Raw genomic sequence first — 24,417 nt, forward strand, 5'->3', positions numbered from 1 at the left:
AGAGGTACACCTGTGAAGACCCTCCGTCTCGGCCAGCTGGCGAGCATCGCCCTGGTCGGTTCCATCGCCCTCGCCGGCTGCGGTTCGGACAACAACGCGGGCACCGGCGCCACCGCTGGCAGCGGCTCCAGCGGCTCGGCGGCCGCCGCGGACTGCTTCGACGGCACGCTGAACGCCGAGGGCTCCTCCGCCCAGAAGAACGCCTTCGAGGAGGCCGCCGCCTCCTACACGGCCGCCTGCTCGGGCGCCACGGTCAACTACAACCCGACCGGCTCGGGCGCCGGCATCAAGCAGATGCTCGCCGGCCAGGTCGACTTCGCCGGCTCCGACTCGGCGCTGAAGACCGAGGAGAAGGACGGCGTCGTCGAGAGCGACGCCGCTGCGCAGGTCTGCGGCTCGCCGGCCTGGAACCTCCCGATGGTCACCGGCCCGATCGCGATCGCGTACAACGTCGGGGGCGTCGACTCGCTGACCCTGACGCCGACCGTCGCCGCCGACATCTTCAACGGCAAGATCACCACCTGGAACGACCCGAAGATCGCCGCGGTCAACTCCGGTGTCACGCTGCCGGCCACCGCCATCAAGGTCTTCTTCCGCTCCGACGAGTCCGGCACCACCGAGAACTTCACGAAGTACCTCGCCGCCGCCTCCGACGGTGGCTGGACCGCCGAGCCCGGCAAGAAGTGGACCGGCAAGGGCGAGGGCAAGGAGAAGTCCTCCGGTGTCGCCGAGGGCGTGAAGTCCACCGACGGCGGCATCACCTACGTCGAGTGGAGCTACGCCAAGGACAACGACCTCGGCGTGGCCAAGATCGACAACGGCGGCGGTGCCGTCGAGCTGACCGGTGAGACGGTCGGCAAGGCCGTCGAGGCCGCCCAGCCCGACGGCGAGGGCAACGACCTGCGCCTCAAGCTCGACTACGCGACCAAGGAGGCCGGCGCCTACCCGATCCTCCTCGTCACCTACGAGATCGTCTGCTCGAAGAACAAGGACGCCGAGAAGGGCAAGAACATCAAGTCCTTCCTCAAGCACTTCGCGTCCGCGGACGTCCAGAAGAGCCTCGAGGACATCGGCTACGCCCCGCTCCCCGCGTCGGTCCAGAGCAAGGTCGAGACCGCCATCGAGGCCCTGTCCTGACCACCCGGGACCGGCGGCCCCGGCCGCTGACCTGACCGCGAGGGGGCGGACCGCGACCCGGTCCGCCCCCTCCGGCACGACCACCACCGACGAGAGAACAGCGAGGAGCCCCGTGTCGACCTCCATCACCGGCCGCTCGGCCGTCGACGAGCTGCCCGGACCGGACGGGCGCTCGCCGCTCGCGGGGGACCGGGCCGGTACCGGACGGCTGGGCGACCGGCTCTTCGGCGGCGCGGCCACCGCCTCGGGCCTGCTCGTCATCGCCCTCGTGACCCTCGTCGGCGTCTTCCTCGTCGCCCAGGCGATCCCGGCGCTCCAGGCGAACCAGGCCAACTTCCTCACGTCGCGCGAGTGGGCCACGGCGGGGACCAGTCCGCGGTTCGGCATCGTCGACCTGCTCTGGGCGACCGTCGTCACCTCCGTCATCGCGATGGCCATCGCCGTCCCGCTCGGGGTCGCGATCGCCCTCTTCATCACCCAGTACGCCCCGACCTGGCTGTCCCGCCCGGCCGCGGCGACCATCGACCTGCTCGCCGCCGTGCCCTCGATCGTCTTCGGCTTCTGGGGGCTGACCATCGCCGGGCAGTACTTCGAGCCGGTCGCGGGCGTCATCGACGCGGCGCTCGGCTGGATCCCGTTCTTCGCGGAGTCCGAGGGCGGCCCGAGCGCCAAGAGCACGCTGGCCTTCGCCGGCGTCATCCTCGCGATCATGGTCCTGCCGATCGTCACGGCCATCTCGCGAGAGGTCTTCGCGCAGGTGCCGACCGCGCACAAGGAGGGCGCGCTCGCCCTCGGGGCCACGCAGTGGGAGATGATCCGCACCGCCGTCCTGCCGTTCGGCAAGCCCGGCGTCATCAGCGCCGCCATGCTCGGCCTCGGGCGCGCGCTCGGCGAGACGCTCGCGGTGACCATCCTCCTCTCGGCCCTCAACGACGGGGCGCCGTTCTCGTCCTCGATCTTCAACGGCGGGGCGACCTTCGCCTCGAAGATCGCCCTCGGCATCCAGGAGGCGAACACCGCGACGAGCACCGGCGCGCTCATCGCCGCCGGCCTCGTCCTCTTCGTCCTCACCTTCGTCGTCAACGCCATCGCGCGCGTCGTCATCGAGCGCAGGAAGGCCTTCTCCGAATGAGCACGATCGAGCTCGAGACCGGGACCCGCGGGGGCTCCCCGGCTCCGGCGGCCCCTCCGACCCTCAGCCCGAAGTCGGGGTCGAGGGCGGTGCGGGACAACCTCGCCCGCATCGTCATGTGGGGGGCGTTCGTCATCGGCGTCATCCCGCTGGTGTGGATCCTCGTGTCCACGATCCTCAAGGGCGGCTCGATGCTCCTCGAGTCCCAGTGGTGGACCAACTCGCAGGCCGGCATCACGAACCGCCGGGTCGGCGGCGGCGCCGTGCACGCCATCCAGGGCACGCTCATCCATGCCGCGGTGACCACGGTCCTCTCGGTGCCGGTCGGCGTGATGACGGCCGTCTACCTCGTCGAGTACGGGCGGGGCCGGCTGGCCCGCGCGGTCTCCTTCATGGTCGACATCCTCACCGGCATCCCCTCGATCGTCGCCGCGCTCTTCGTCTACGCGCTGTGGGTGACGACCTTCGGGTTCCAGCGGGTGGCGTTCGCGGTGTGTCTCGCCCTCGTGCTGCTGATGATCCCGACGATCGTCCGCTCCACCGAGGAGATGCTCAAGCTCGTGCCGAACGAGCTGCGCGAGGCGTCCTACGCACTCGGGGTGCCGAAGTGGAAGACGATCTTCAAGGTCGTCCTCCCGACGGCGTTCTCGGGCATCGTCACCGGCGTCCTGCTCGGCGTCGCCCGGGTGATGGGCGAGACCGCCCCGCTCCTCGTCCTCGGGCCGTACACGCAGGTCATCGTCACCGACCTCTTCGCGACGAACATGGCGACCCTGCCCACGATGATCAACCAGAGCCGCAGCGAGAACCTCCAGCCCGCCCTCGACCGCGTCTGGGGCGCCGCGCTCACCCTCATCCTCCTCGTCTTCCTGCTCAACCTGCTCGGCCGCTTCATCGGGCGGTTCAGCAAGGTCAAGGGCTGAACCTCCCTCCTCCCCCACCGATCCCCGACCACCCCCACCGGGACGAAAGAGACACCGACACCATGGCCAAGCGCATCGACGTCAAGGACCTCGACATCTACTACGGCGACTTCAAGGCCGTCGAGGGCGTGACGATGACCGTGGAGCCCCGCTCCGTCACCGCCTTCATCGGGCCGTCCGGCTGCGGGAAGTCGACCGTGCTGCGAACGCTCAACCGGATGCACGAGGTCATCCCGGGCGGACGGGTCCACGGCTCGGTGATGCTCGACGACCAGGACCTCTACGCCTCGTCGATGGACCCGGTGGCCGTGCGGCGGACCGTCGGGATGGTGTTCCAGCGGCCGAACCCGTTCCCCACCATGTCGATCCGCGACAACGTGGCAGCCGGACTGAAGCTCAACGGGATCAAGAAGAAGTCGACCCTGGACGACGTCGTCGAGAAGTCGCTGCGCGGCGCGAACCTGTGGACCGAGGTCAAGGACCGGCTCGACAAGCCCGGTGCCGGGCTCTCGGGCGGGCAGCAGCAGCGGCTGTGCATCGCCAGGGCCATCGCGGTCAACCCGCAGGTGCTGCTCATGGACGAGCCGTGCTCGGCCCTGGACCCGATCTCGACCCTGGCCATCGAGGACCTCATCAACGACCTGAAGTCCGAGTACACGATCGTCATCGTCACGCACAACATGCAGCAGGCGGCGCGCGTCTCGGACCAGACGGCGTTCTTCAACCTCAAGGCGACGGGCGAGCCGGGGCGGCTCGTCGAGGTCGGCGACACCCCGCGGATCTTCAGCAACCCGACCGAGAAGGCGACCGAGGACTACATCAGCGGCCGCTTCGGCTGACCACCCCCCGCCCCCCGCTCACCCGACTTCTTGCGAGTTTCGGCGGGGCCCCCCCCCCCCCCCCCCGGGGGGGGGGGCGGGGCCCCCCCCCGGGGGGGGGGGGCCCCCCCCCGCGGGGGGGGGGGGCGGGGCCCCCCCCGCCCCCCCCCCCCCCCCCCCCCCCCCCCGCCCCCCCCCCCTCGACGGGGACGACCCACCCGGGCGCGCAGCTCGCCGCCCTCAGGTGCGGGGGCTGATCCGCAGGAGCTTGTCGTCGTCGCCGTTGCTCGTCGTGACGTAGAGCGCGCCGTCGGGGCCGAGGCGTGCGGCCCGGAGCCGGCCGTACGGACCGTTCGTGGCCTTCGGGATGGCGACGTCGGCGACCGACCCGTCCTCGTCGAGGGTCAGCACGAGCAGCTTGGCCCCCTTGAGCGCGGTGATGACGAGCGCGCCGTCGAAGGCACCCCACTGCTCGCCCTCGAGGAACTCGGCCGCGCACACGGCCTGGGTCGTCTTGCCCGACTGCCAGATCGCCCGGACCGCCTTCGGGTAGCGGTCGGTGTCGGTCATCGGCACCGACTCGTCGTACCCGCCGACCGACCCGCCCTGCGCCGGGTCCCACCCGTAGTTGGCGCCGGGCTCGATGACGTTGACCTCGTCGTTGAAGCTCGGGCCGTGCTCGGCGGTGAAGATCCGCCCGGTACCCGGCTGGAGCGCGACCCCCTGCACGTTGCGGTGCCCGTAGCTCGTGACGTACCGCTGGTTCGCGTTCTTCGCGTCGGCGAACGGGTTGTCGGGCATCGGTTTCCCGGTCTCGAGGTTGAGGCGCAGCGTCTTCCCACCGAGGCTCGTGAGGTCCTGCGGGATGCGGCCGTTCGCCGTGTCACCCGTCCCGACGACGAGGGCACCGGTGGCGTCGAGCTCCGGGCGGCAGCCCGAGTGACGACCGGTGGAGAGCGGCAGCCCGTCGAGCAGGGTGCGCACCCGCTCGGCGGACCGGCCGTTCGCGGCGAGCTTCCAGGTGACGAGCCGGATGTCGTCGGGCGCGCCGCCGCGGGCGTGCGTCTGGCAGGTCGTGAACTGGCGCGAGGTCGCGAAGTCGGGATGGACGACCATCCCCATCAACCCGCCCTCGGAGTTGACGTAGAGGTCGTCGAGGTCGGCACTGACGCGGGTGACGTCGGCCCCCTTGCGCAGGGACGAGACGCGGGAGATGCGCCCCGAGCGCTCGGTGACCAGGGCCGAGCCGTCCGGGAGGAAGCCGATGTCCCAGCCGTTGTCGAGCCCATCGGCGACCTCCTCCACGGCGAGCTCGGGGACCGTCGTGCTGCGCGGTGCCGGCGAGGAGGCGCTCGGTGACGTCGACGGGGAGCCGCCCGAGGAGGGGGTGGTGCTCGGCCGGGCCGGGACCTCCCCGTACCCCTCGTCGTCGCCGGAGGAGCAGCCGGCGAGCGCGAGCGCCCCCGCGGCGACGAGGGCGGCGGACCGGTGCACGGACGGGGGACGCATGCCCCAGTCTCACATCCGGTCCGGACCGGGGCGCCGGGACGAGCAGCCGTTCGACGTCCGGCGCCGGCGTCAGGACGGCAGGTCGCGGACCGACCGCTCGTAGGCGGCGGCGAGGGCCCTCAGGTCGGCGCGGTGCTCGGCGATGCTGCAGCCGCGGCCGTTGCGCTTGAGGAGGATCCCCTCGTCGGCCCAGGTCTGCCGGGCCTCCTCGAGGAGGTTCACCGGCAGGTCGCCGTAGGAGTTCGTGACCCGCCACCACGTGACGTTGCCGCCGTACGCCTTCATGATCGACCCCACCTGGCGCGGCCCGATGCCGACGAGCGCGGCGAGGTCGCCGTAGGACACGACGCGACCGCGCGGCACCTGCTCCACGGCCCGCAGCACGCGCTCCACGACGACGTCGTCCACGGGTCCGAGTGTGCCGGACGCGCGGGCGCGAAACGCTCGCGCGGCTCCCGGGCGCCCCTGACACACTGGCCCCATGCGCCGGATCGTCCAGAGCCAGAAGCTCCAGAACGTCCGCTACGACGTGCGGGGCCCGATCCTCGTCGAGGCCCAGCGGCTCGAGGCCGAGGGGCACAAGATCCTCAAGCTGAACATCGGCAACACCGCGCCGTTCGGCTTCGAGGCCCCCGAGGCGATCGTCGCCGACATGGTGCACAACCTCCCCGACAGCCAGGGCTACGCCGACTCGCGCGGCATCTACTCGGCCCGCACCGCCGTCGCGCAGTACTACCAGGCACGGGGGTTGCGCGACACCGCGGTCGACGACGTCTTCATCGGCAACGGCGTCTCCGAGCTCATCACGATGGTCCTCCAGGCGTTCGTCGACGACGGCAACGAGGTGCTCGTGCCGGCACCGGACTACCCCCTGTGGACCGGTGCGGTCTCGCTCTCCGGCGGCACCCCCGTGCACTACCGGTGCGACGAGTCGAACGGCTGGAACCCCGACCTCGAGGACATCGAGGCCAAGATCACCCCGAACACCCACGCGATCGTCGTCATCAACCCGAACAACCCCACCGGGGCCGTCTACTCGGAGGAGACGGTGCGGGCCCTGGTCGACATCGCGCGCCGCCACGACCTCGTCGTCATGGCCGACGAGATCTACGAGAAGATCCTCTTCGACGACGCCGTCCACCACCACGCCGCGACGTTCGCCGGTGACGACGTCCTCTGCCTCACCTTCAGCGGCCTGTCCAAGGCCTACCGGGTCTGCGGGTACCGCGCCGGCTGGGTGATGATCTCCGGCCCGCAGCACCTCGCCACCGACTTCCTCGAGGGCCTGACCCTGCTGTCGAACATGCGGATGTGCGCGAACGTGCCTGCGCAGCACGCCATCCAGACCGCACTCGGCGGGTACCAGTCGGTGAACGAGCTCATCGGTCAGGGCGGACGCTTCCGCGAGCAGTCGAAGCTGGCGTGGCGCCTGCTGGGCGAGATCCCCGGCGTCTCGTGCGTCGAGCCGATGGGCGCCCTGTACTGCTTCCCCCGGCTCGACCCCGAGGTCTACCCGATCGACTCCGACGAGGACTTCGTCATCGACCTGCTGCGGGCCAAGAAGATCCTCGTCACCCACGGCACCGGCTTCAACTGGTTCGAGCCCGACCACTTCCGCCTCGTCACGCTGCCCGACGAGGAGGTGCTCACCGAGGCCATCGGCCGCATCGCCGAGCACCTCGCCACCCTCCGGGCCTGACCGGATGGCCTCTCGCGCACCGCTTCCCGAGCCAGCGATGCTCGGTGCGGTGGCCGTCGGCGGCGTGCTGGGGTCCCTCGGGCGGTGGGGCGTCGGGCTGGCGCTGCCGCACCGCGTCGGTGACTTCCCGTGGGCGACGTTCGTCGTCAACGTCACCGGCGCCCTCGCGATGGGGCTGCTCGTCGCCTTCCTCGTCGACCGGCCGGGCGTGCACCGGCTGGCGCGGCCGTTCGTCGGGGTCGGGGTGCTCGGCGGGTGGACGACCTTCTCGGCGCTGGCCGTCGACGCCGTGCAGCTCGGGGCCGCGCACCACGTCCAGCTGGCCGTCCTCTACGTCGCCGCGACCTTCCTCGTCGGCACCCTCGCCGTAGCCGGCGGGATGCTCGTCGGGCGCCGGGTCTGGCCGGGCCCGTGACCGCCACGCACGCCCTGCTCGTCGCCCTCGGGGCCGCCGTCGGGGCGCCGCTGCGGCTCACGGTCGCGCACTGGGCCCGCGAGCACCTCGGGGCGGCCCCGCCGGCGGGCACCCTGGCCGTCAACGTCGTCGGGTCGCTCGTGCTCGGGGCGCTCGTCGGCGACGCGGTCGGCGGTGGCGCGCTCGCCCTCGTCGGCACGGGGTTCTGCGGCGCCCTGACGACGTTCTCGACCCTCGCCCTCGAGCTCTGGGACGCCCTCGACGACGACCGCCCGGTGGCCGCTGCGGTCAACCTCGGGCTCTCGCTCGTGCTCGGCATCGGGGCCGCCGCCCTCGGCTACGCCCTCACCGCCTGAGCCCCCGGACGACGGAGCGCCGCCCGCCCCACGAGAGCGGGACGGGCGGCGCTGGTCGGAGCGGTCGGGCTCAGTGCCCGTGCCCGTGGTCGTGGTCGTGGTCGTGGCCACGCGCCACGACGCCGGACGCACTGACGATCCCGGCCCCGTAGAAGGAGTTGAACTCCTTGGTCCCGGTGCAGGTCGCCGTGTACTCCGGGCCGCGGCCCACGTCCTCGTAGGACTGGACGCCGCCGGCCGGGCAGGCGTGCTCGGTGGCCGTGCCCATGACGATCCGGCGGACGGTGTCGGGCGCGAGCCCGAACCCACCGTGGCGCTGGGACTTCCCGTGCGCCGAGACCGCCAGCGCGGCGACGCCCGCGGCGTGCGGCGAGGCCATCGAGGTGCCCTGGAGGTACTGGTAGTACCCGCACACCTGCTTGCCCTTGACCGTGCGGCAGTCCTTCGTCGTGCCGGCCGCCTCACCCGCCGGGGTGATGTTGCCGTCGGCGTCGACCTGGCCCTCGGCCTGCATGACGTTGAGCGGCGCGGTCGAGAGGATGAGGTTGCCGTTCGTGCGGTAGGTGTCGGTGCCGAGGCCGTCACGGAACCAGCCGCCGGGCGCCGCGACCTCGATCTCGCCGGAGCGCAGGTCGGTGGCCCAGTTGGAGTAGTCGGCCTTGCGGGTCGACGGCCCGACCGACGAGACGCCGAGGACGTGCGGGCCCTCGACCGGGAGGTCGAAGCAGGTCGCGTCGTCGATGGTGCGCTCGTGCTCGGTGCCGCCCGGGTAGTCGGGGCTCGAGGTGTCGGGCCGCGGGTTCGACAGGTCGTCGTTGCCGTTGCCGAGCGCGCCGACGAGCGTGACGCCCTTCTTGTGCGCGTAGTTGAGGGCGCGGGTCATCGACTTGATGATGAGGTCCTGCTCGGCGGCCTGCTCGGGGGTGTCCTCGGGGGCGCCGCCGATGCAGTTGTAGGCCCACGGGTCGACGTAGAACGACATGTTGACGACGTCGATGCCGGCGTCACCGGAGTAGGTGAGCGCGTTGACGGTGGGCGTCAGGAAGAAGTAGCCGCTGTCCTGGCCGGCCCGGACGTTGACGAGGTCGACGTTCGGGGCGACACCGGAGACGCCGATGCCGTTGAGCGCCGCCGCCATCGTGCCGGCGACGTGGGTGCCGTGGCCGTCGTCGTCGTGGTCGACCGGGTCGACGCAGGACGCGAACTCGCACGGGCCGTCGATGTCGGGCATGTCGGTGACGAAGTTGCGCGAGAGCTTCTTGTCGAAGTTCGGGGCGAGGTCGGGGTGCGTGCCGTCGACGCCGGTGTCCATGACACCGACCCGGACCCGCTTGTCACCGAGCTCGCTCTTGTGGGCCTTGTCCGCACCGATGAGCTTCATGCCCCACAGGGAGGAGTCGAGCGGGTCGGCCTTGCCGCCCTTCGGCCCGTGGCCGTGGTCGTGCTCGTCGCCGTGGCGCGAGGTGGCGCGGTTCTCGCGGGTCACCGCGTCCTTGGCGGGTCGGGCGTCCGGCGAGCGGCCGACGACGCCGTCGCGGGCCGCCGCGGCGACGCCGCTCATCGAGCGGGCCGCACCGGCGAAGCCGGCGCTCGTGGACTCCACCGAGACCAGGCCGATGTCGGTGTTCACCGAGGTCACGGTGGCCCCGGCCTTCGCGAGCCGCTGGGCCAGCGCGCGGGCGTCGGTGCCGTCGGCCGCCAGCACGGCGTAGCCGGTGCGCGCCGTGGTGGTCGCGCCTGCGGTCGCGGCGCCGGACGCGGTCGCGGTCGTCGCGCCGAGGGCGCTCGCGGCCAAGGCCACGGCACCGGTCAGGGCGACCATGCGAGATCGTCGCATCAGGGTGTCTCCTCCGTCGTGATCGGGCGCGGCGTTGCGCCCGACCCGAACCGTAGGGGGGGAGTCCGGCGTCGCGGGGGTTTCGTGACGCCTCCGGCGGTGACCGGTCGACCGGGCCTCAGGCCGTCGGCGCCCCGACCTCGACCTCGGTGCGGTAGGACCAGCCGTCGGCGAGCGGCAGGGAGTCACCGCTCCAGAAGCGCCCGGGGTCGTACCAGTTGGTCGGGACGTCGGCCCGCAGGATGCCCATGTCCTCGAGCGTCGCGGCCACCACCTCGGCGCAGTAGGCGTCCTCGGGGCGCAGCCCCTTGCGCTCGAGGGCGCGGCGCGAGAGGTGGGCGTCGCGGCCCCGCAGCCAGCGCCAGCCGAGCCGCACGGTGGAGGGGAAGGACACCCCGTCGAGCCGTGCCACGGTGCGCAGGGCCGCGTCCTCCTCCGCACGGCCGACGCCCGGTTCGAGCTGGCGCAGCCAGGCCCGCTGGCCGTACCTGACCTGCCAGGTCGTCACGGCCTCGGCGAGGTCGTGGAGCTGGACGCCGCGGTGGTGGTCGCCGGTCCAGTGGTCGCGCATCGAGCGCCCGAGCTCGGCGTGCCACATCAGCGGGGGGAGGTCGTCGAGCACGAGGGCCATCCCGACGTGGTTGACCGGGGCGTTGCTCGCCGTCTGGATGAGCCGATCGGCGACGGTGCCGCCGCGGAAGATCCACAGGTCGCCGGTGCGCGTCGCCGCGACGGCCTCGTCGAAGGGGACGGTCGTGGGTGCGGGGCGCGCCATGGGGCCAGTGTGCCGGGTGGCGCTCGCTAGGGTGGCGCCGTGGACCGCAACCGCAGGTGGAAGGTGCTCGGCCTCGCCGGGCTGGCCGGCGTCGTGGCGACGGGGGTGCTCGTCGCCCGCGACGAGCGCACGCGGCGGGCCTACTCGCCCGACGAGGTCCGCGACCGGCTCCAGCAGCGGCTCGACGAGGCCGAGCGCGCGGCGGACCAGCCCGCCGACGACTGACCCACCGCCCCGCCGCTCGCCACCCCCGTCCCAGCTTTCCCTCCGGCTGCCGGAAGGTTCAGTGACCTGCCGGTTGCATCCGACAGGTCACTGAAGGTTCCGGCATCCGGAGAGAAAGTTCAGGGGGTGCAGGGTCAGGAGGTGGCGGGGGTAGCGGCGGTGTGCGCGTCGGCGAGGAGGGCGTCGAGCTTGTCGTAGCCCTCGACCATGCCGCCCTCCATCCCGGACTCGACCATCGCGTCGCGACCCTCGACGCTGCGCCCGATGCTCCGCCCGTGCAGGCGGGTGCGGCCGTCGCCGAGGTCCTCGAAGTGGAGGAACTCCAGCGCCACCTCGTCGGGCATCCCCTCGAACTCGAAGGTCTGGAGGATGAACTCGTCGTCGCGGACCGTGTGGAACACCCCGCGGAAGCCGAACTCCTCGCCCGAGGGGTTGCGGTGCACGTACCGGTACCCCCCGCCGTCGGAGAAGTCCCAGTGCGGGACGTCCATCTCGTAGCCCTGCGGCCCGAGCCACTGCCTGACCTTCTCGGGGTCGCGGTGCGCGTCGAAGACGGCCGCGACCGGCGCGTCGAAGTCGCGGGTGAAGTCGATCCACGGCACGCCGGCCGGGACGTCGAGGCTGAGTGCGTTGCTCATCGTGCTGCTCCTCCGGTGTCGTCGCGCGGCTCGGCGAGCAGCGCATCGAGGCGACGGAACGACCGCTCGCGGGCGAGCCGGTAGCCGTCGATCCACGCCGTGAGCCGCTCGAGGGCCTCGGGCGCGAGGTGGACGGGGCGGCGCTGGGCCTCCCGCCCCTTGGTGACCAGGCCCGCCTGCTCGAGGACCCGGACGTGCTTCGACACCGCCTGGAGGGAGATGGCGAAGGGCTCGGCGAGCTCGTTGACCGTGGCCGGTCCGCGGCTCAGCCGGGCGACGATGGCCCGGCGCACCGGGTCGGCGAGGGCCGTGAAGCCCAGGTCCACCAACTCGTCGTCGTCCATGCCCGTACTCAACCATATGGTTGATCAACCGTCAAGATGAATACGGGACGTCCGGGTCAGGGGGCGGCGAGGGTCGCGACGACGTGGAGGACACCGAACGGGTCCTCGGCGTGGACGTCGAGGGCGGCGAGGCCCGGCCGACCGGCGAGGGCCGCGGCCGCCACCTGGAGCGGCGCCCGGCCGTGGACGAGCAGGTCGGCGCAGAGCACGGGGTCGAGGGCGAGCAGCCCCTCGGGGTCGGCGGCGCGCAGCGCCCCGAGCAGCGCCTCGTCGACCGCGAAGGCCCGCTCGTCGAGGTGCCCCGGCGCCTTCTCGCCCCGGCGCGCACTGCCGTCGGCGACGACGACGAGGGTCGCGTCCGCCGACCCGACTGCCGGCTGCTCGCCGAGCGCGCGGCACTCGGCCGCCGGGGCGTCCCACGCGACGGTGACGACCCCCTCGACCGCCACGCCGGCGAGCGCGGCGAGGTGCGCCCCGACCCGCTGGCCCAGCGGCGGACGGGTGCCCCGCTGCTCGCGGTCGGTGGCGACGACGAGCACGACCCCGGATGCCCCGTCGGCCGCCGCCGCGTCACGCACCGCGGCCACCGCCCTGGCCCGCAGGTCGGCCGCGGCATCGGTGCGACCCGTGTACTCGGGCAGGAGGAACGGTGCGCTCGGCACGACGACGACCGACTGGCTCACGCGAGGCCCCGGACCGTCCGCGCCGGCGGCAGCTCGCCGGCGACGACCGAGACGAGGTCGAGCACCTGGCGCGTCTCGACGACCTCGTGCACCCGGTAGACCTGGGCCCCGTGCCACGCGCAGAGGGCCGTCGCCGCGAGCGTTCCGGTCAGCCGCTCACCGACGGGCAGGTCGAGCGACTCCCCCACGAAGTCCTTGTTGGACAACGAGACCAGCACCGGCCAGCCGAGGGTGGTCAGCTCGTCGAGCCGGCGGGTGACCTCGAGCGAGTGCCACGTGTTCTTGCCGAAGTCGTGCGCCGGGTCGATGACCACACGCTCGCGCTCGACGCCCATCGACACCGCCCGCTCGGCCTGGCGCAGCAGGGAGGAGCGCACGTCCTGCACGACGTCGTCGTACTCGATGCGGTGCGGCCGCGTGCGGGGCGTGACCCCCCCGGTGTGGGTGCACACGAGCGAGGCGCCGAACTCGGCTGCGACGGAGGGCAGCTCGGGGTCTGCACCGCCCCAGGCGTCGTTGATGAGGTCAGCGCCGACCGCGCACACCGCCCGCGCGACCTCGCTGCGCCAGGTGTCGACGCTGATGACGAGGTCCGGGTGCTCGGCGCGGACCCGCTCGACGAAGCCGACGACCCGACGCTTCTCCTCCTCGGCGTCGATCTCGGCGCCCGGTGCCGCCTTGATGCCGCCGATGTCGACGAGATCGGCGCCCTGGTCGACGACCATCCGGACACGGTCGAGGGCGGCATCCTCGGCCCAGCTGATCCCCTTGTCGTAGAACGAGTCCGGCGTGCGGTTGACGATGGCCATGACGAGCCGGGCCGTGGCGGGGTACTCGTTGCGCCCGAGCCGCAGCACGGCCCCGCGGGTCATCGCCGCACCTCCGTCCGCTGCGCGTACCCCTCGACCGACACGGCGGGCGGCCGCTCGGTGAGGTCGACCGGCCGCGGCCGCGGGACGAACCCCTCCGCTGCGCGCACGTACTGGGTGAGGACCGCTCCCTCGGCCCGGGACGGCGCACCCCGGCCGAGCCGGGCCTCGACGGCCGCCAGCACCTGCACGGCCATCGGTCCGAGGGTGTCGTGCCGGTGGTGGCGGTGGGTGCGACGCCCGAGGTCGACCTGGGCGATGGCCTCGGCGCCGAGGAGGTCGGCGGTGTCGACGAGGGCCGCGATCTCGACCCCGTAGCCGACCGGCACCGAGAAGCGCTCGAACGCCGAGCGACGGACCGCCCACTCCCCCGCGAGCGGCTGGACGAGACCGGCGAGGTCCGGGCGGTGCAGCGCCAGGAGCGGCCGGGCGACGAGCTCGGTGACCCGCCCCCCGGTCTCGGCCTCGTGCCCCGCGGCGTCGAGCAGCGGACGGTCGTACACGGCCTTGACGAGGGCGACGCCGGGGTCGGCGAGCAGCGGCGCCACGAGGCCGCTGACGAAGTGCGTGCCCCACTCGATGAGATCGGCGTCGAGGAAGACGAGGACGTCACCCGTCGTGACGTGCAGCGCCTTCCACAGCGCCTCCCCCTTGCCCCGGGCCGACCCGAGCCCGGGCAGGACCTCGGCCGCCGCGTGCACCGTGGCGCCGGCGGCCCGGGCCACCGCGGCGGTCCGGTCGGTGGAGTCGGAGTCGATGACGACGAGCTCGTCGACGAGCGGGACCTCCTCGACCCAGGCCCGGCGGACCCCGGTGACGACCTCGCCGACCGTCGACTCCTCGTCCCGCGCCGGCACGACGACCGACACCCGCGTCGCGCCCTTGGCCGCGAGGAGCTCCTCGGGCGCCGGCACGGGGCCGGCGACGGTGCGGACCGGCATCAGGCCTCGTCGGCGACGGGTCGACGGAAGACGGCGAGCAGGGCGCCCGCGGCGGCCAGCCCCCCGACGGCGGCCACGGCACCCCAGGCCGGGCCGGAGAGCGGCAGGCCGAACGCGTCGTCGAGCGACCAGGCGCCCGGACCGGTGACGGCCAGCGCCACCGCGGCCATCGCGACGAGGAGCACGTACTCCCAGCCACCCTTGAAGACGAAGTACCCCTTGCCGCGGTGGTCGGTGAGCGCGGCGACGGTCATCAGCCCGACGAAGGCCATGGCGGCGAGCCCGGTGAGCAAGCCGAGGGTGACGAGGACGCCGGCGACCAGCTCGGTGCCGGCCGCGACCCGGGCGTGCAGCCAGCCCGGCCGCAGCCCGAGCGACTCGAACCAGCCCGCGGTGCCGGTGAGCCCGCCGCCGCCCCACACCTTGTTCGCTCCGTGGAGGACGAGCATCGGGCCGAGGGCCAGGCGCAGCACGAGCAGGCCGAGGTCGAGGTCCATCCCCCAACTCTAGGTGGCGCCGAGGCCGGCCCGACGCCCGGCGGGCCGGGGCTCGACGGCGCTAGCGTGACCCCATGGACGAGGGTGACGCCGCACCGGCCGGCCGCCGCGCCCGCCCACCCGGCCGCTCCCTCGACCGCCTCCAGGCGCAGCCGGTCATCGACACGGTCGAGCGGCTGCGCCGGCGCATCGACGCCCGCTTCGCGACCCGCGGGCTGAGCGACGTCGCCGCCGAGCTGTCGGTGCTGGCCCGCGACGTCGCCGAGGGTTCCGGGGCCATCCGCGGCCGGTTGCGCGTCACCCGGCTGGTCTCGCGGGTCCTCGTCGCGGCGGTCGTCGTCGCGGCGCTGGCCACGCTGTGGGTCGCCGTGCGCGACGCCGTGGTCGGCGGCCCGGACCGGGGGTTCGAGTGGCTGCCGCTCATCGAGAGTGCGGTCAACGACCTCGTGTTCACCGCCATCGCGGTCTGGTTCCTCGTGGCGCTGCCGTCGCGGCTCGAGCGCGGACGGCTGCTCGGCCTCCTGCACCGCCTCCGGTCGCTGGCCCACATCATCGACATGCACCAGCTGACCAAGGACCCCGAGCGGCTGCGCGACGGGTACGAGAGCACGACCGCGTCGGTCGACCCGGGGCTCGGGCGCGCGGACATGGAGCACTACCTCGACTACTGCTCCGAGCTGCTCAGCCTCGTCGGCAAGACCGCGGCCCTGTGCGCCGAGGAGTCCCGCGACGACGTGGTGCTGGCCACCGTCGCGACGGTCGAGCGGCTCACGACGGAGATGTCGAGCAAGATCTGGCAGAAGATCTCGCTGCTCCCCGACTGAGCCGGGCTCAGCGCGAGAACACCTCCCGCAGAGGTCAGTCGGTGACCTCGACGCCCTTCCAGAACGCGTAGCGGCCGGTGATCTCCTGCGCGGCGTCCTTCGGCTCCGGGTAGTACCAGGCGGCGTCGGCGTTCAGCCGCCCGTCGACCTCGATGCCCTTGTAGCTCGCGGTGCCCTTCCACGGGCAGACGGTGTGGGTGTCGGAGGACCGCAGCAGGTCCTCGCGGACCGACGCCGCGGGGAAGTAGTGGTTGCCCTCGACGACGACCGTGTCGTCGCTCTCGGCGACGACGACGCCGTTCCAGATGGCCTTCATGACGGCTCCTCCCGTGGTGGCGGCACTGGCTCCCGGGGCAACGCCCCGGACCCGTCACCTCTTCCCGCAGGGTTGTCGCCGGCCCCGCACCGGGTGACGATGGCCCGGTGACCCAGGACACCGCCGCCCGCGCCTCCCACCTCCTCGCCCTCCACCGCGCCCCCGAGCTGCTCACGGTCGTCAACGTCTGGGACGTCGCCAGCGCCCGCGCCGTCGCCGACGTGCCGGGAACGACCGCACTGGCCACCGCCTCGCACTCGATCGCGGCGATGCTCGGCTACGAGGACGGCGAGAACATCCCGGTCGACGAGATGCTCGCCGCCGTCGACCGCATCGTGCGGGCCACCGACCTGCCGGTGACCGCCGACCTGGAGTCCGGCTACGGCGACCCCGCGGGCACGGTCCGCCGCGCGATCGACCTCGGCGTGGTCGGTGCGAACATCGAGGACGGGATGCGCCCGCTCGCGGACGCGGTGCGCGCCGTCGAGGCCGTGATGGGGGCCGCCCGCGACGCCGGCGTTCCCGACTTCTGCCTCAACGCCCGCACCGACGCGTTCGTCAAGGACGAGGGGCGCTCCCCCGAGGAGTGCCTCGAGGTCGCGATCGAGCGCGGCCGGGCCTTCCTCGACGCCGGAGCGCCGATGGTCTTCGTCCCGCGGGCGGCCGAACGGGCCCACGTCGAGGCGCTCGTCGCGGCGTTCGGGCCACAGCGGCTCACGCTCATCGGGGTGCCCGGCGCGCTGCCGCTCGCCGAGCTGCAGGACCTGGGCGTCGCCCGCGTCTCCTACGGCCCGTGGTCGCAGCGGGTGGCGCTGACCGCGCTCCAGCAGCTCGTCGAGGGCGTGCACGAGGGCCGCGGCCTGCCCGAGGGGACCCGTCCGCTCAACTGACCGTCGGCGACGACTCCGACGCCCTCGGTCAGCCCGCCACCAGGGGCACGAGCGGGTGGATGGCGATGTCGCCGGCCAGCGCCCCGTCGGCCGCGGCCATCGCGGCGGCGATGTGCGGCGTGCCCAGGTGGGCGTCGAGCGCGTCCTGACCCGTCCAGCGCTCGACCGTGACGAACACACCCGGCGCGGAGGCCGACTCGAACAGGTCGTAGCCGAGGCAGCCCTCCTCCCGCCGGGTCGCCTCGACGAGGGTCTCGAGGGCGGCGCGGATGTCCTCGACGCGGTCGGGGGCGGCGGGGATGGTGGCGACGACGTGCAGCTCGCTCATGGGGGACCTCTCTCGTCCGGGGCCCTCAGGCTAGGCGGCCGCGCGTCCGTCCGGACCTCTCCGGACGGAGGTCGTGCGCTCAGCCCCGCTCGGCGAGCTCCTTGAGGGTGAGCAGCTGGCGCCGGGCCATCACGAGGTCGCCCACCGAGACGAGCGGGGCGAGCAGCCGCCCTCGCGCCATGACCAGCTTGAGCAGCAGCCGCGAACCGCCCCCGGGCTGCGGGTCGAGCCGGTAGCTCATGAGGGCCCCGAGGATGCGGCCGGTCAGCTCGCGCCCCTCGTCGACGGCGAGCACCTCACCCGTGGGGTGCCCGGCCGCGCGGGTGAACGGCTCTCCCACTCGAGGCGGCTCGAGGTCGAGCAGTGTTCGCGGAGAACGGCGTCCGAGGTTGTCGACCCAGTCGTAGGAGTACGGCGCGACCCGGATCTGCGTGACCCACGGCCATACGCGCTCGGCAGGGGCGGCCACGGAGACCCCGCGCCAGGCCGCGAGCACCGGACCGGGAAGCAGCTCGTCGCAGCCGAAGGGCGAGGCCACCTCGGCATCGGTCACGCCCCAGCGGTCCGCGATCACGGGACCATCGTCGCAGCCCGACCGGCCGTCCGGTCCCGGGGTGCGGTCCCGCCCGGGTCGGGCTAGCGTGGCGGCAGGCGCACCGTGCGCCCGGTCCGGGGGGAACCGGACCACGACTCATGGGGGGAACCATGACGAACCAGCACAGTCCTGCCCTCGCCCGGCGCGGGGTCCTCGCGCTCGGCCTCACCGCGGGCGTCGGCCTCGTCGGCGCCCGGAGCGCCGCCGCGGCCACGAGCGTCTCGTACTCCTACCAGCGGCAGCAGACGCAGTCCTGGTGCTCGGCGGCCAGCTCGCGGATCGCCCTCACTGCCAAGGGCCGGACGCCGACGCAGGCCTCGCTCGCCGCCTCGCTCGGGCTGAGCGGCGGCTCGGGTCTGCAGGACCCGCTCGCCATCGCCCGGGTCCTCAGCGACCGGCTCGGCATCGCCGGCAACGCCCGGCGCTACCGGTTCCGCCAGCCGGCGGCCGGCACGCTCAAGGCGACGCTGCACCAGCACGTCCGCACGAGCATCGACGCCGGGTACCCCGTCGTCATCAACATGAACCAGGTCAACGGCGACCACTACTCCGCCGGCCACTACATCGCGATCGTCGGCTACCGCGCCGGTGACTACAAGATCGCCGACCCGGACGAGCCGGCCCGCAACGGCGTCTGGCGCGACGAGGACTCGATCGTCCTCTGGAACAAGCTGAACCGGTACACCGCGTTCGGCGGCTGACCCGTCAGGTCGCCAGTCCCGTCAGGGCGCCTGTCCCGGCCACCCGCCGGGTCAGGCGTTCTGCCGCGCGGCGATCTTGGCCGCCCGCTCCTCGCGCTTCTCGACGAACCGGGTCGCCTCGGCGTCGAGCGCCCCCACGGCCGCCGCCAGCTCGTCGCGCGCCTTCTCGCCCTCGGCGTCGAGGCCCTCGAGCTCCCAGATGCCCCACTGCCGCAGCAGGGGAGCCACGATGTCGTCGTGGTGGATGCGCAGGTCGTAGATGCCGGCCATCGCCATCTGCACGGCCTTGCGGCCGAAGCCGGGGATGATCGCGCCGGGCATCTGGAACGAGACGACCTCGTCGGTGATCGCCCGCATCGTCTGGCTGGGCGTCAGCTCGAGCGCCGCCTGGATGATGTTGCGGTAGAAGATCATGTGGAGGTTCTCGTCCTTGGCCACCCGGATGAGCAGCTTCTCGGCGATCGGCTCCTCGGTGAAGCGGCCCGTGTTGCGGTGTGACACACGGGTGGCCAGCTCCTGGAACGACACGTAGGCGCAGACGTTGAGCAGCGGCTTGTCGCCGGAGTCGTAGCCGGTCTCCATCGTGTCCATCCGCGCCCGCTCGAGCTCGTCGGGGTCGACGCCACGCGTCACGAGCAGGTAGTCGCGGATGCAGAACGCGTGCCGCCCCTCCTCGGCCGTCCAGCGGTTCACCCAGGCTCCCCACGCGCTGTCGCGCCCGAACGCGCGCTCGATCTCGCGGTGGTAGCTCGGGAGGTTGTCCTCGGTGAGGAGGTTGACCTCGAGCGCGGTGCGGGCGATCGGGGACAGCTGCGACTGCTCGACCGACCACGGCTCGCCGCCGAGATCCTTGAAGTCGCGCCCGAGCGACCACGGCACGTACTCGTGCGGCATCCACTCCTGGGCGGCCGCGAGGTGGCGGTTGAGGTTCTCCTCGACGGTGGGTTCGAGGGCGGCGAGCAGCCGGGCGGCGTCGAGTGTGGCCATGGGTCCTCCTCGTCCGAGCGAACGCGAGGGCCGCGCCCATCCCCTGCCTACACCCTCCGGACCGCCCGGACCAGAGGAAGGGACGTGTGGGACCGGGTCGCCCCCGGGTAGGGGGAGGGCGACCGAGCACGACCACGACACGAAGGAGACACGCATGTCGGCTGACGAGAAGGTCGCCAAGGAGCTCGTCGAGACGCTCAGGGACGGACGCGACGGCTTCGCCTCCGCGGCGGAGCGGCTGCGCGACGACCGGCCCGAGGTGGCGGCGACGATGCAGCGGTTGTCCGAGCAGCGCGCCGGGTTCGCGCGCGACATCGTCGCGATGGGTCACGACTACGGCGACGACGTCGACGAGGGCGGGACGGCCGCGGCCGCCCTGCACCGGGGCTGGATCGCGCTCAAGGACGCCGTGACCGGTGACGACCCCTCCGGGGTCCTCGGCGCGGCGGCCACGGGTGAGGACCACGCCGTCTCCGAGTACGAGAAGGCCCTCGAGGCCGACCTCAGTGACGGCTTCCGGTCCGTCGTCCGGCAGCAGCACGCGGCGGTCGTCACCGCCCGCGACGAGGTCAAGGCGCTCCAGCAGGCCGGCTGACCGGCTGCCCCGGCGCGCCCCGCGCCCGTCACGACAGGACGCCCCGGTGGTTACCATCGGGGCGTCCTGTCGTGTCTGGAGGTCGGTGTGGGCGAGGTCGCGCGGTGAGCGGCGGGCACTCCCACGGCGCCGGCTCGCACGCGGGGGGCCGGCACCGCTGGCGGCTGGCCGTGGCCTTCGGCCTCGTCGGGGCGTTCTTCGGGGTCGAGCTCGCCGCGGGCTTGGTCTCCGGGTCGCTCGCCCTCCTCTCCGACGCCGGGCACATGGCCGCCGACGTCGTCACGCTCGGGGCCGCACTCGTCGCCACCCGCATCGCCGCGCGCCCCGACACGACCGGCCGCCGCACCTTCGGGTCGTACCGGGCCGAGGTCTTCGCCTCGGGGCTCGCCGTGCTCGTCATGACCGGCGTGTCGGTGTACGTCGTCGTCGAGGCGGTGGCCCGGGTCGGCGCCGAGCCCGCGGTGGCCTCCACGGCGATGTTCGTCGTCGGCGGGCTCGGGCTGGTCGTCAACCTCGTCGCGCTCGCCCTCCTGCGCGGTGGCGCCGGCGAGAGCCTCAACGTCAAGGGCGCCTACCTCGAGGTCGTCGCCGACACCGTCGGCTCGGTGGGTGTCGTCGTCGCCGGCGTCCTCGTCGCGACCACGGGGTCGGCCCTCTGGGACACCGCGGTCGCGCTGGCCATCGGCGTCTTCGTCCTCGTCCGGGCCGTCCACCTCGGCCGCGAGGTGCTCGCCGTCCTCGGCCAGCACGCCCCCGCCGGGGTCGTCCCCGACGAGGTGCTGCGAGCGCTCGAGTCGGTCGAGGGCGTCGGCGACGTCCACGACCTCCACGTGTGGACCCTCACCTCGGGGATGGACGTCGCGACCGCCCACCTCGTGGCATCGGGCGACGGCGACCGGGTGCTCGCCGAGGCCTCCACCCTGCTGCGCGAACGGTTCGGCATCGCCCACGCGACCCTCCAGGTCGAGACCGTCGAGAACCACCACTGCCAGGGCGTCGACTGGTAGGTCGGTCGCCGGCGACCGCGGTCAGCGGGGGAACCGGACCCCGACGAGCTCCTCCGACACCTCCCACATCCGGGTCGCGTCGTCGCTCGAGCGCAGCGGTGGCCACAGGGCCTGCTGGCCGGGCCGGCCGCCGGCGGCTCCCGGACCCTGCGGTCCGTAGAAGCCGCCGCCCTCGGACACGCTCGCCGCCACCAGCGCGGGGAGCCCCGCGGAGTCGGGGGTCCCGACGATCCCGAGCCGCGACATCACCCGGATGGCCCGGACGCCGACGGTGTCCGACGCGCGACCGACCTCAGGCCGGGCGGCGAGCAGGCTGGTCGGGGCGACGCCCGGGTGCGAGATCGCGCTCGTCACGCCCCACCCTCCCGCGACGCTGCGCCGCTGGAGCTCCAGGCCGAACAGACCCACCGCGATCTTCGACTGCCGGTAGGCCCGCATCCCGTCGTAGGACCGCTCCCACGCGAGATCGTCCCAGTTCACCGAGCCGCTGCGTGCGGCGACGCTGGTCTGCGACACCACCCGCGCCGCGCCGGCCCGCAGCAGCGGCAGCAGCCGGGCCACGAGCCCGACGTGCCCGAGGTGGTTCGTGCCGAACTGGAGCTCGAACCCGTCCTCGGTGACCTGCCGCTCCGGCGGTGTCATGACCCCGGCGTTCGCGACGAGCAGGTGCAGGGGCGCGCCGTCGCCGAGGAGGCGGTCGGCCAGGGCGGCCACCGAGGCGAGCGAGGACAGGTCGAGCGACTCCGGGGTGAGCCGGGCACCGGGGACCTCGTCCCGGATCCGGCGGGCGGCGGTCTCGCCCTTCACGGGGTTGCGGACCGGCATGACGACCTCGGCCCCGGCCGCGGCGAGGCGGGTCGCGATGCGCAGACCGATGCCGTCGCTGGCCCCGGTGACGAGGGCGCGGCGGCCCCGGAGGTCGGGCAGGTCGAGCGCGGGGCGGCGGGTCATGGTCGGTGCTCCTCGGTCGGGTGCGGCGGGTCCGGCGACCGGGTGCGGGCCACCACCTCGATGCTCGCCCGGGAGCACGCTCAGGAGCCACGGCCTGACGATCCGTGGCTGCGCGGTCCGCCCCGGGGGAGGATGACCACGTGCCGATCGACCGTCCGGGCCTGGCCCGGTTCCTGCGCAGCCGCCGCGAGGCGCTGCAGCCGGAGGACGTCGGCCTGCCCCGTGGCCCCCGACGCCGCACGGGCGGGCTGCGCCGCGAGGAGGTCGCCGCCCTGAGCCACATGTCCGTGGACTACTACGCGCGCCTCGAGCGGCAGCGCGGTCCCCAACCCTCCGAGCAGATGGTCGACGCGATCGCGCAGGGCCTGCACCTCAGCCGGGCCGAGCGCGACCACCTCCACCTGCTCGCCGGCCACCCGGCACCCGCTCGGGGCTCGGGGACCGACCACGTCGGCCCGGGGATGCTGCGGGTCTTCGACCGGCTCACCGACACCCCGGCGGAGGTCGTCACCGAGCTCGGGGAGACGTTGCGGCAGAACGCCCTCGGCGCCGCCCTCACCGGCGACGCACTGCGGCACACCGGGCCGGCGCGGAGCATCGGGTACCGGTGGTTCACGGACCCGGCGGCCCGCGCGCTCCATCCACCCGAGGACCACGCGTTCTACTCGCGGCTCTACGCCTCGGGACTCCGGGGCGTGGTGACCCTCCGCGGCCCGGGCTCGCGCGCGGCGCACCTCGCCGACCTCCTGCTCGCGGGCAACGAGGAGTTCCGGGACCTCTGGGAGGCCCACGAGGTGGGCCTGCGGCCTCGGGAGGTCAAGCGCTTCCTCCATCCGGAGGTGGGTCTCCTCGAGCTGGGCTGCCAGGTCCTGCTCGACCCCGAGGTGTCGCACTCGCTGTTGGTCTACACCGCGGTCCCCGGCAGCGAGAGCCACGACAAGCTGGCCCTCCTGTCGGTCATCGCGGCACCGACCGCCTAGGCGTGGGGCGCCGACGTCAGAAGACCGGCTTGCCACCGGTGACGCCGAGCACCGTCCCCGAGACGTAGGACGCCTCGTCCGACGCGAGGAAGACGAAGGCGGCAGCCACCTCGACCGGCTGGCCGACGCGGCCGAGCGGGGTGTCGGAACCGAAGCCCTCGACCTTCTCGGCCGCCATGGTCGCCGGGATGAGGGGCGTCCAGATCGGCCCGGGTGCGACGGCGTTGACGCGGATGCCGCGCGGCCCGAGCTCCTGGGCGAGGTTGACGACGAGGTTGGTCAGCGCCGCCTTGCTCGCCGCGTAGTCGAGGAGGTGGTCCGAGGGCTGGTAGGCCTGGACCGAGGTCGTGACGAGCACCGACCCCCGGGAGGCCTCGAGGTCGGCGGCGAGCTCGCGCACGAGCCAGAAGGTCGCGAAGACGTTCGTGGCGAAGGTGCGCTCGACCTGCTCGGGCGGGAAGTCCTCGAGCGCGTCGTGGGTCATCTGGTACGCGGCGTTGGACACGAGGACGTCGAGCCCGCCGAGCTCGTCGCGGACCCGGTCGACGAGCCCGACGACCGCCGCGTGGGTGCGCAGGTCGGCCTCGACGGCGACCGCCCGCCCGCCGGCGGACTCGATCGTCGCCACCGTCTCCCGGGCGTCCTCGGACTCCTGTGGCAGGTGGGTGAGGACCACCGCCGCCCCCTCGCGCGCGAAGGTCACCGCGACGGCGCGCCCGATGCCGGAGTCGCCCCCGGTGACGAGGACGCGCGTGCCGACCAGCCGGTCGCGCGCGGTCCACGACTCCTCGCCGTGGTCGGGGCGCGGCTCGAGCGCGTCGGTGCGCCCGGGCCAGTCCTGGGTCTGTGCGGGGAGGTCGGTCATCGGTGCTCCTGGGTCGGTGTCGGTGGGTCAGCCGGGACGGTGCGAGGGACGGTCGAGCAGGCCGGCGAACCCGCGCTGCTGCTCGCCGAGGTAGGCGTCGAGGACGAGCAGGCCCCCGGTGAGCACGGGGTTCACCCACTGCAGCCGGCGCAGCCGGCCGGCCAGGGAGCGGGCCTCGGCCCGGGCCTCCTCGTCGTGGTCGGCGGCCTCCCGGGCCTCCCCGAAGGCGGCGCCGACGCGGTAGGTCTCCGCGCCGAGGGCGACGGCTGCGCCCGTGAGGGCGGTCTTGGCGAGGACCGCGACGGCCGTCGGACGGTGGTGGCGCACCCGCCGCCGGTTGTCGGCGAGGATGGCCACCCCGCTCAGCAGGTGCAGCGCGACCGCCGCGCCCTGCACCGGCCCCCAGCGGGTCCAGCCCTCGTCGGCGATGGCCGCCCGCTCGCGAGCGTCGTCGCCCTCCTCGGCGGCGGGGTTGAGGCCGACCGCCCCCATGAGCGACCCGCCGAACCAGGCGGCGTTCGTCGTGAGGTGCGTCGCGCGGACGACGGTGCTCCAGGCGGTCATCGCCGGCTCCGGGGCG

The 24,417-nt window shown here is 73.6% G+C and carries 31 protein-coding genes; 14 read left to right on the plus strand and 17 right to left on the minus strand.

Features of this window, described 5'->3' with window-relative positions; translation table 11 throughout:
* The first annotated feature begins 12 nt into the window (after positions 1 to 12).
* The 4 genes from pstS to pstB all read left to right on the plus strand — a co-directional run bounded on the left by pstS (position 13) and on the right by pstB (position 4,031).
* The gene (gene pstS, locus JQN70_RS14120; protein ID WP_204131996.1) at positions 13 to 1,137 is read left to right on the plus strand and encodes a phosphate ABC transporter substrate-binding protein PstS; all 1,125 of its coding nucleotides are present in this window, start codon (positions 13 to 15) and stop codon (positions 1,135 to 1,137) included.
* A gap of 112 nt (positions 1,138 to 1,249) precedes the next feature.
* Complete coding sequence (pstC, locus tag JQN70_RS14125) at positions 1,250 to 2,269, plus strand: phosphate ABC transporter permease subunit PstC (protein ID WP_204131997.1); 1,020 nt, start codon at positions 1,250 to 1,252, stop codon at positions 2,267 to 2,269.
* The gene (gene pstA / locus JQN70_RS14130; protein WP_204131998.1) at positions 2,266 to 3,192 is read left to right on the plus strand and encodes a phosphate ABC transporter permease PstA; all 927 of its coding nucleotides are present in this window, start codon (positions 2,266 to 2,268) and stop codon (positions 3,190 to 3,192) included. Before pstC ends, pstA begins: the two co-directional genes overlap by 4 nt.
* A gap of 62 nt (positions 3,193 to 3,254) precedes the next feature.
* Positions 3,255 to 4,031, plus strand: coding sequence for a phosphate ABC transporter ATP-binding protein PstB (gene pstB / locus JQN70_RS14135; protein ID WP_204131999.1), 777 nt, complete (start codon positions 3,255 to 3,257; stop codon positions 4,029 to 4,031).
* Between the two features lie 219 nt (positions 4,032 to 4,250).
* On the opposite strand, the gene JQN70_RS14140 is transcribed toward pstB, so the two are convergent.
* Together JQN70_RS14140 and JQN70_RS14145 are read right to left on the minus strand one after the other, a co-directional pair.
* Complete coding sequence (locus JQN70_RS14140; RefSeq protein ID WP_204132000.1) at positions 4,251 to 5,519, minus strand: PQQ-dependent sugar dehydrogenase; 1,269 nt, start codon at positions 5,517 to 5,519, stop codon at positions 4,251 to 4,253.
* Between the two features lie 69 nt (positions 5,520 to 5,588).
* Entirely contained in the window at positions 5,589 to 5,927 is a 339-nt protein-coding gene (locus tag JQN70_RS14145; RefSeq protein ID WP_204132001.1) for an MGMT family protein, read from the minus strand.
* A gap of 73 nt (positions 5,928 to 6,000) precedes the next feature.
* Here JQN70_RS14145 and JQN70_RS14150 point away from each other — a divergent pair, with 73 nt between their 5' ends.
* From JQN70_RS14150 to JQN70_RS14160, 3 genes are read left to right on the plus strand one after another with little or no spacing between them, the layout of a single operon-like run.
* Complete coding sequence (locus tag JQN70_RS14150) at positions 6,001 to 7,218, plus strand: pyridoxal phosphate-dependent aminotransferase (protein ID WP_204132002.1); 1,218 nt, start codon at positions 6,001 to 6,003, stop codon at positions 7,216 to 7,218.
* A 49-nt stretch (positions 7,219 to 7,267) separates the two neighbouring features.
* Positions 7,268 to 7,633, plus strand: coding sequence for a fluoride efflux transporter FluC (locus JQN70_RS14155; RefSeq protein WP_204132003.1), 366 nt, complete (start codon positions 7,268 to 7,270; stop codon positions 7,631 to 7,633).
* On the plus strand, positions 7,630 to 7,989 hold the full coding sequence (locus tag JQN70_RS14160; RefSeq protein WP_307835993.1) for a fluoride efflux transporter FluC: 360 nt from the start codon (positions 7,630 to 7,632) through the stop codon (positions 7,987 to 7,989). Before JQN70_RS14155 ends, JQN70_RS14160 begins: the two co-directional genes overlap by 4 nt.
* 70 nt (positions 7,990 to 8,059) lie before the next feature.
* On the opposite strand, the gene JQN70_RS14165 is transcribed toward JQN70_RS14160, so the two are convergent.
* Positions 8,060 to 9,826, minus strand: a complete 1,767-nt coding sequence (locus tag JQN70_RS14165; protein ID WP_204132004.1) for a S8 family serine peptidase — start codon at positions 9,824 to 9,826, stop codon at positions 8,060 to 8,062.
* 118 nt (positions 9,827 to 9,944) lie between these two features.
* The gene (locus JQN70_RS14170) at positions 9,945 to 10,601 is read right to left on the minus strand and encodes a hypothetical protein (protein WP_204132005.1); all 657 of its coding nucleotides are present in this window, start codon (positions 10,599 to 10,601) and stop codon (positions 9,945 to 9,947) included.
* 39 nt (positions 10,602 to 10,640) lie between these two features.
* Here JQN70_RS14170 and JQN70_RS14175 point away from each other — a divergent pair, with 39 nt between their 5' ends.
* Complete coding sequence (locus JQN70_RS14175; protein WP_204132006.1) at positions 10,641 to 10,826, plus strand: hypothetical protein; 186 nt, start codon at positions 10,641 to 10,643, stop codon at positions 10,824 to 10,826.
* Positions 10,827 to 10,960: 134 nt separating this feature from the next.
* Here JQN70_RS14175 and JQN70_RS14180 read toward each other — a convergent pair whose 3' ends face one another.
* The 6 genes from JQN70_RS14180 to JQN70_RS14205 are packed head-to-tail and all read right to left on the minus strand — an operon-like array spanning position 10,961 to position 14,798.
* Positions 10,961 to 11,464, minus strand: a complete 504-nt coding sequence (locus JQN70_RS14180; protein WP_204132007.1) for an SRPBCC family protein — start codon at positions 11,462 to 11,464, stop codon at positions 10,961 to 10,963.
* On the minus strand, positions 11,461 to 11,808 hold the full coding sequence (locus tag JQN70_RS14185; protein ID WP_204132008.1) for an ArsR/SmtB family transcription factor: 348 nt from the start codon (positions 11,806 to 11,808) through the stop codon (positions 11,461 to 11,463). Before JQN70_RS14185 ends, JQN70_RS14180 begins: the two co-directional genes overlap by 4 nt.
* A gap of 56 nt (positions 11,809 to 11,864) precedes the next feature.
* Complete coding sequence (locus JQN70_RS14190; protein ID WP_204132009.1) at positions 11,865 to 12,491, minus strand: class III extradiol ring-cleavage dioxygenase family protein; 627 nt, start codon at positions 12,489 to 12,491, stop codon at positions 11,865 to 11,867.
* Positions 12,488 to 13,363 (minus strand): dihydropteroate synthase, encoded by an 876-nt coding sequence (gene folP / locus JQN70_RS14195; protein ID WP_204132010.1) that lies wholly within the window; start codon positions 13,361 to 13,363, stop codon positions 12,488 to 12,490. The genes JQN70_RS14190 and folP overlap by 4 nt, the downstream gene beginning before the upstream one ends.
* Positions 13,360 to 14,301, minus strand: a complete 942-nt coding sequence (locus tag JQN70_RS14200) for a glucosyl-3-phosphoglycerate synthase (protein ID WP_204132011.1) — start codon at positions 14,299 to 14,301, stop codon at positions 13,360 to 13,362. The genes folP and JQN70_RS14200 overlap by 4 nt, the downstream gene beginning before the upstream one ends.
* Positions 14,301 to 14,798, minus strand: coding sequence for a DoxX family protein (locus tag JQN70_RS14205; protein WP_204132012.1), 498 nt, complete (start codon positions 14,796 to 14,798; stop codon positions 14,301 to 14,303). Before JQN70_RS14205 ends, JQN70_RS14200 begins: the two co-directional genes overlap by 1 nt.
* 74 nt (positions 14,799 to 14,872) lie before the next feature.
* Between JQN70_RS14205 and JQN70_RS14210 the strand changes: the two genes are divergently transcribed.
* Entirely contained in the window at positions 14,873 to 15,622 is a 750-nt protein-coding gene (locus tag JQN70_RS14210) for a hypothetical protein (protein ID WP_239111594.1), read from the plus strand.
* Between the two features lie 34 nt (positions 15,623 to 15,656).
* Here the strand turns inward: JQN70_RS14210 and JQN70_RS14215 are convergent, their stop codons facing one another.
* The gene (locus tag JQN70_RS14215; protein WP_204132013.1) at positions 15,657 to 15,938 is read right to left on the minus strand and encodes a DUF427 domain-containing protein; all 282 of its coding nucleotides are present in this window, start codon (positions 15,936 to 15,938) and stop codon (positions 15,657 to 15,659) included.
* A 107-nt stretch (positions 15,939 to 16,045) separates the two neighbouring features.
* Here JQN70_RS14215 and JQN70_RS14220 point away from each other — a divergent pair, with 107 nt between their 5' ends.
* Complete coding sequence (locus JQN70_RS14220) at positions 16,046 to 16,828, plus strand: isocitrate lyase/PEP mutase family protein (protein WP_204132014.1); 783 nt, start codon at positions 16,046 to 16,048, stop codon at positions 16,826 to 16,828.
* A 28-nt stretch (positions 16,829 to 16,856) separates the two neighbouring features.
* Here JQN70_RS14220 and JQN70_RS14225 read toward each other — a convergent pair whose 3' ends face one another.
* Positions 16,857 to 17,156 (minus strand): putative quinol monooxygenase, encoded by a 300-nt coding sequence (locus JQN70_RS14225; RefSeq protein ID WP_204132015.1) that lies wholly within the window; start codon positions 17,154 to 17,156, stop codon positions 16,857 to 16,859.
* Positions 17,157 to 17,235: 79 nt separating this feature from the next.
* Entirely contained in the window at positions 17,236 to 17,730 is a 495-nt protein-coding gene (locus tag JQN70_RS14230) for an SRPBCC family protein (RefSeq protein WP_204132016.1), read from the minus strand.
* A gap of 131 nt (positions 17,731 to 17,861) precedes the next feature.
* On the opposite strand from JQN70_RS14230, the gene JQN70_RS14235 reads away from it, so the two are divergent.
* Positions 17,862 to 18,452 (plus strand): C39 family peptidase, encoded by a 591-nt coding sequence (locus tag JQN70_RS14235; protein WP_204132017.1) that lies wholly within the window; start codon positions 17,862 to 17,864, stop codon positions 18,450 to 18,452.
* Positions 18,453 to 18,503: 51 nt separating this feature from the next.
* Here JQN70_RS14235 and JQN70_RS14240 read toward each other — a convergent pair whose 3' ends face one another.
* Positions 18,504 to 19,439 carry an acyl-ACP desaturase gene (locus JQN70_RS14240; protein ID WP_204132018.1) on the minus strand — a complete coding sequence of 312 codons (936 nt, stop codon included), beginning with the start codon at positions 19,437 to 19,439 and terminating at the stop codon, positions 18,504 to 18,506.
* A gap of 154 nt (positions 19,440 to 19,593) precedes the next feature.
* Here JQN70_RS14240 and JQN70_RS14245 point away from each other — a divergent pair, with 154 nt between their 5' ends.
* Complete coding sequence (locus JQN70_RS14245) at positions 19,594 to 20,034, plus strand: ferritin-like domain-containing protein (protein ID WP_204132019.1); 441 nt, start codon at positions 19,594 to 19,596, stop codon at positions 20,032 to 20,034.
* A 104-nt stretch (positions 20,035 to 20,138) separates the two neighbouring features.
* Entirely contained in the window at positions 20,139 to 21,041 is a 903-nt protein-coding gene (locus tag JQN70_RS14250) for a cation diffusion facilitator family transporter (RefSeq protein WP_204132020.1), read from the plus strand.
* Between the two features lie 21 nt (positions 21,042 to 21,062).
* On the opposite strand, the gene JQN70_RS14255 is transcribed toward JQN70_RS14250, so the two are convergent.
* Complete coding sequence (locus tag JQN70_RS14255) at positions 21,063 to 21,992, minus strand: SDR family oxidoreductase (RefSeq protein ID WP_204132021.1); 930 nt, start codon at positions 21,990 to 21,992, stop codon at positions 21,063 to 21,065.
* 140 nt (positions 21,993 to 22,132) lie between these two features.
* Here JQN70_RS14255 and JQN70_RS14260 point away from each other — a divergent pair, with 140 nt between their 5' ends.
* On the plus strand, positions 22,133 to 22,972 hold the full coding sequence (locus JQN70_RS14260; protein ID WP_204132022.1) for a helix-turn-helix transcriptional regulator: 840 nt from the start codon (positions 22,133 to 22,135) through the stop codon (positions 22,970 to 22,972).
* A gap of 16 nt (positions 22,973 to 22,988) precedes the next feature.
* Here JQN70_RS14260 and JQN70_RS14265 read toward each other — a convergent pair whose 3' ends face one another.
* Positions 22,989 to 23,837: an SDR family oxidoreductase gene (locus JQN70_RS14265; protein WP_204132023.1), complete on the minus strand. Its 849-nt coding sequence runs from the start codon at positions 23,835 to 23,837 to the stop codon at positions 22,989 to 22,991.
* A gap of 27 nt (positions 23,838 to 23,864) precedes the next feature.
* Positions 23,865 to 24,401, minus strand: a complete 537-nt coding sequence (locus JQN70_RS14270) for a hypothetical protein (RefSeq protein ID WP_204132024.1) — start codon at positions 24,399 to 24,401, stop codon at positions 23,865 to 23,867.
* Positions 24,402 to 24,417: the final 16 nt, after the last annotated feature.

It is taken from the genome of Phycicoccus sonneratiae (assembly GCF_016887965.1).
Classification (GTDB): Bacteria; Actinomycetota; Actinomycetes; order Actinomycetales; family Dermatophilaceae; genus Phycicoccus; species Phycicoccus sonneratiae.

What these genes read in the sequence shown, in the direction of transcription:
- JQN70_RS14245 (WP_204132019.1), top strand. Translation starts at nt 19,594, where the DNA reads ATGTCGGCTGACGAGAAGGTCGCCAAGGAGCTCGTCGAGACGCTCAGG.
- JQN70_RS14270 (WP_204132024.1), bottom strand. Translation starts at nt 24,401, where the DNA reads ATGACCGCCTGGAGCACCGTCGTCCGCGCGACGCACCTCACGACGAAC.
- JQN70_RS14235 (WP_204132017.1), top strand. Translation starts at nt 17,862, where the DNA reads ATGACGAACCAGCACAGTCCTGCCCTCGCCCGGCGCGGGGTCCTCGCG.
- JQN70_RS14240 (WP_204132018.1), bottom strand. Translation starts at nt 19,439, where the DNA reads ATGGCCACACTCGACGCCGCCCGGCTGCTCGCCGCCCTCGAACCCACC.
- JQN70_RS14265 (WP_204132023.1), bottom strand. Translation starts at nt 23,837, where the DNA reads ATGACCGACCTCCCCGCACAGACCCAGGACTGGCCCGGGCGCACCGAC.
- JQN70_RS14165 (WP_204132004.1), bottom strand. Translation starts at nt 9,826, where the DNA reads ATGCGACGATCTCGCATGGTCGCCCTGACCGGTGCCGTGGCCTTGGCC.
- JQN70_RS14170 (WP_204132005.1), bottom strand. Translation starts at nt 10,601, where the DNA reads ATGGCGCGCCCCGCACCCACGACCGTCCCCTTCGACGAGGCCGTCGCG.
- JQN70_RS14185 (WP_204132008.1), bottom strand. Translation starts at nt 11,808, where the DNA reads ATGGACGACGACGAGTTGGTGGACCTGGGCTTCACGGCCCTCGCCGAC.
- pstB (WP_204131999.1), top strand. Translation starts at nt 3,255, where the DNA reads ATGGCCAAGCGCATCGACGTCAAGGACCTCGACATCTACTACGGCGAC.
- JQN70_RS14210 (WP_239111594.1), top strand. Translation starts at nt 14,873, where the DNA reads ATGGACGAGGGTGACGCCGCACCGGCCGGCCGCCGCGCCCGCCCACCC.
- pstA (WP_204131998.1), top strand. Translation starts at nt 2,266, where the DNA reads ATGAGCACGATCGAGCTCGAGACCGGGACCCGCGGGGGCTCCCCGGCT.
- JQN70_RS14205 (WP_204132012.1), bottom strand. Translation starts at nt 14,798, where the DNA reads ATGGACCTCGACCTCGGCCTGCTCGTGCTGCGCCTGGCCCTCGGCCCG.
- JQN70_RS14255 (WP_204132021.1), bottom strand. Translation starts at nt 21,992, where the DNA reads ATGACCCGCCGCCCCGCGCTCGACCTGCCCGACCTCCGGGGCCGCCGC.
- folP (WP_204132010.1), bottom strand. Translation starts at nt 13,363, where the DNA reads ATGACCCGCGGGGCCGTGCTGCGGCTCGGGCGCAACGAGTACCCCGCC.
- JQN70_RS14180 (WP_204132007.1), bottom strand. Translation starts at nt 11,464, where the DNA reads ATGAGCAACGCACTCAGCCTCGACGTCCCGGCCGGCGTGCCGTGGATC.
- JQN70_RS14140 (WP_204132000.1), bottom strand. Translation starts at nt 5,519, where the DNA reads ATGCGTCCCCCGTCCGTGCACCGGTCCGCCGCCCTCGTCGCCGCGGGG.
- JQN70_RS14215 (WP_204132013.1), bottom strand. Translation starts at nt 15,938, where the DNA reads ATGAAGGCCATCTGGAACGGCGTCGTCGTCGCCGAGAGCGACGACACG.
- JQN70_RS14225 (WP_204132015.1), bottom strand. Translation starts at nt 17,156, where the DNA reads ATGAGCGAGCTGCACGTCGTCGCCACCATCCCCGCCGCCCCCGACCGC.
- JQN70_RS14150 (WP_204132002.1), top strand. Translation starts at nt 6,001, where the DNA reads ATGCGCCGGATCGTCCAGAGCCAGAAGCTCCAGAACGTCCGCTACGAC.
- JQN70_RS14200 (WP_204132011.1), bottom strand. Translation starts at nt 14,301, where the DNA reads ATGCCGGTCCGCACCGTCGCCGGCCCCGTGCCGGCGCCCGAGGAGCTC.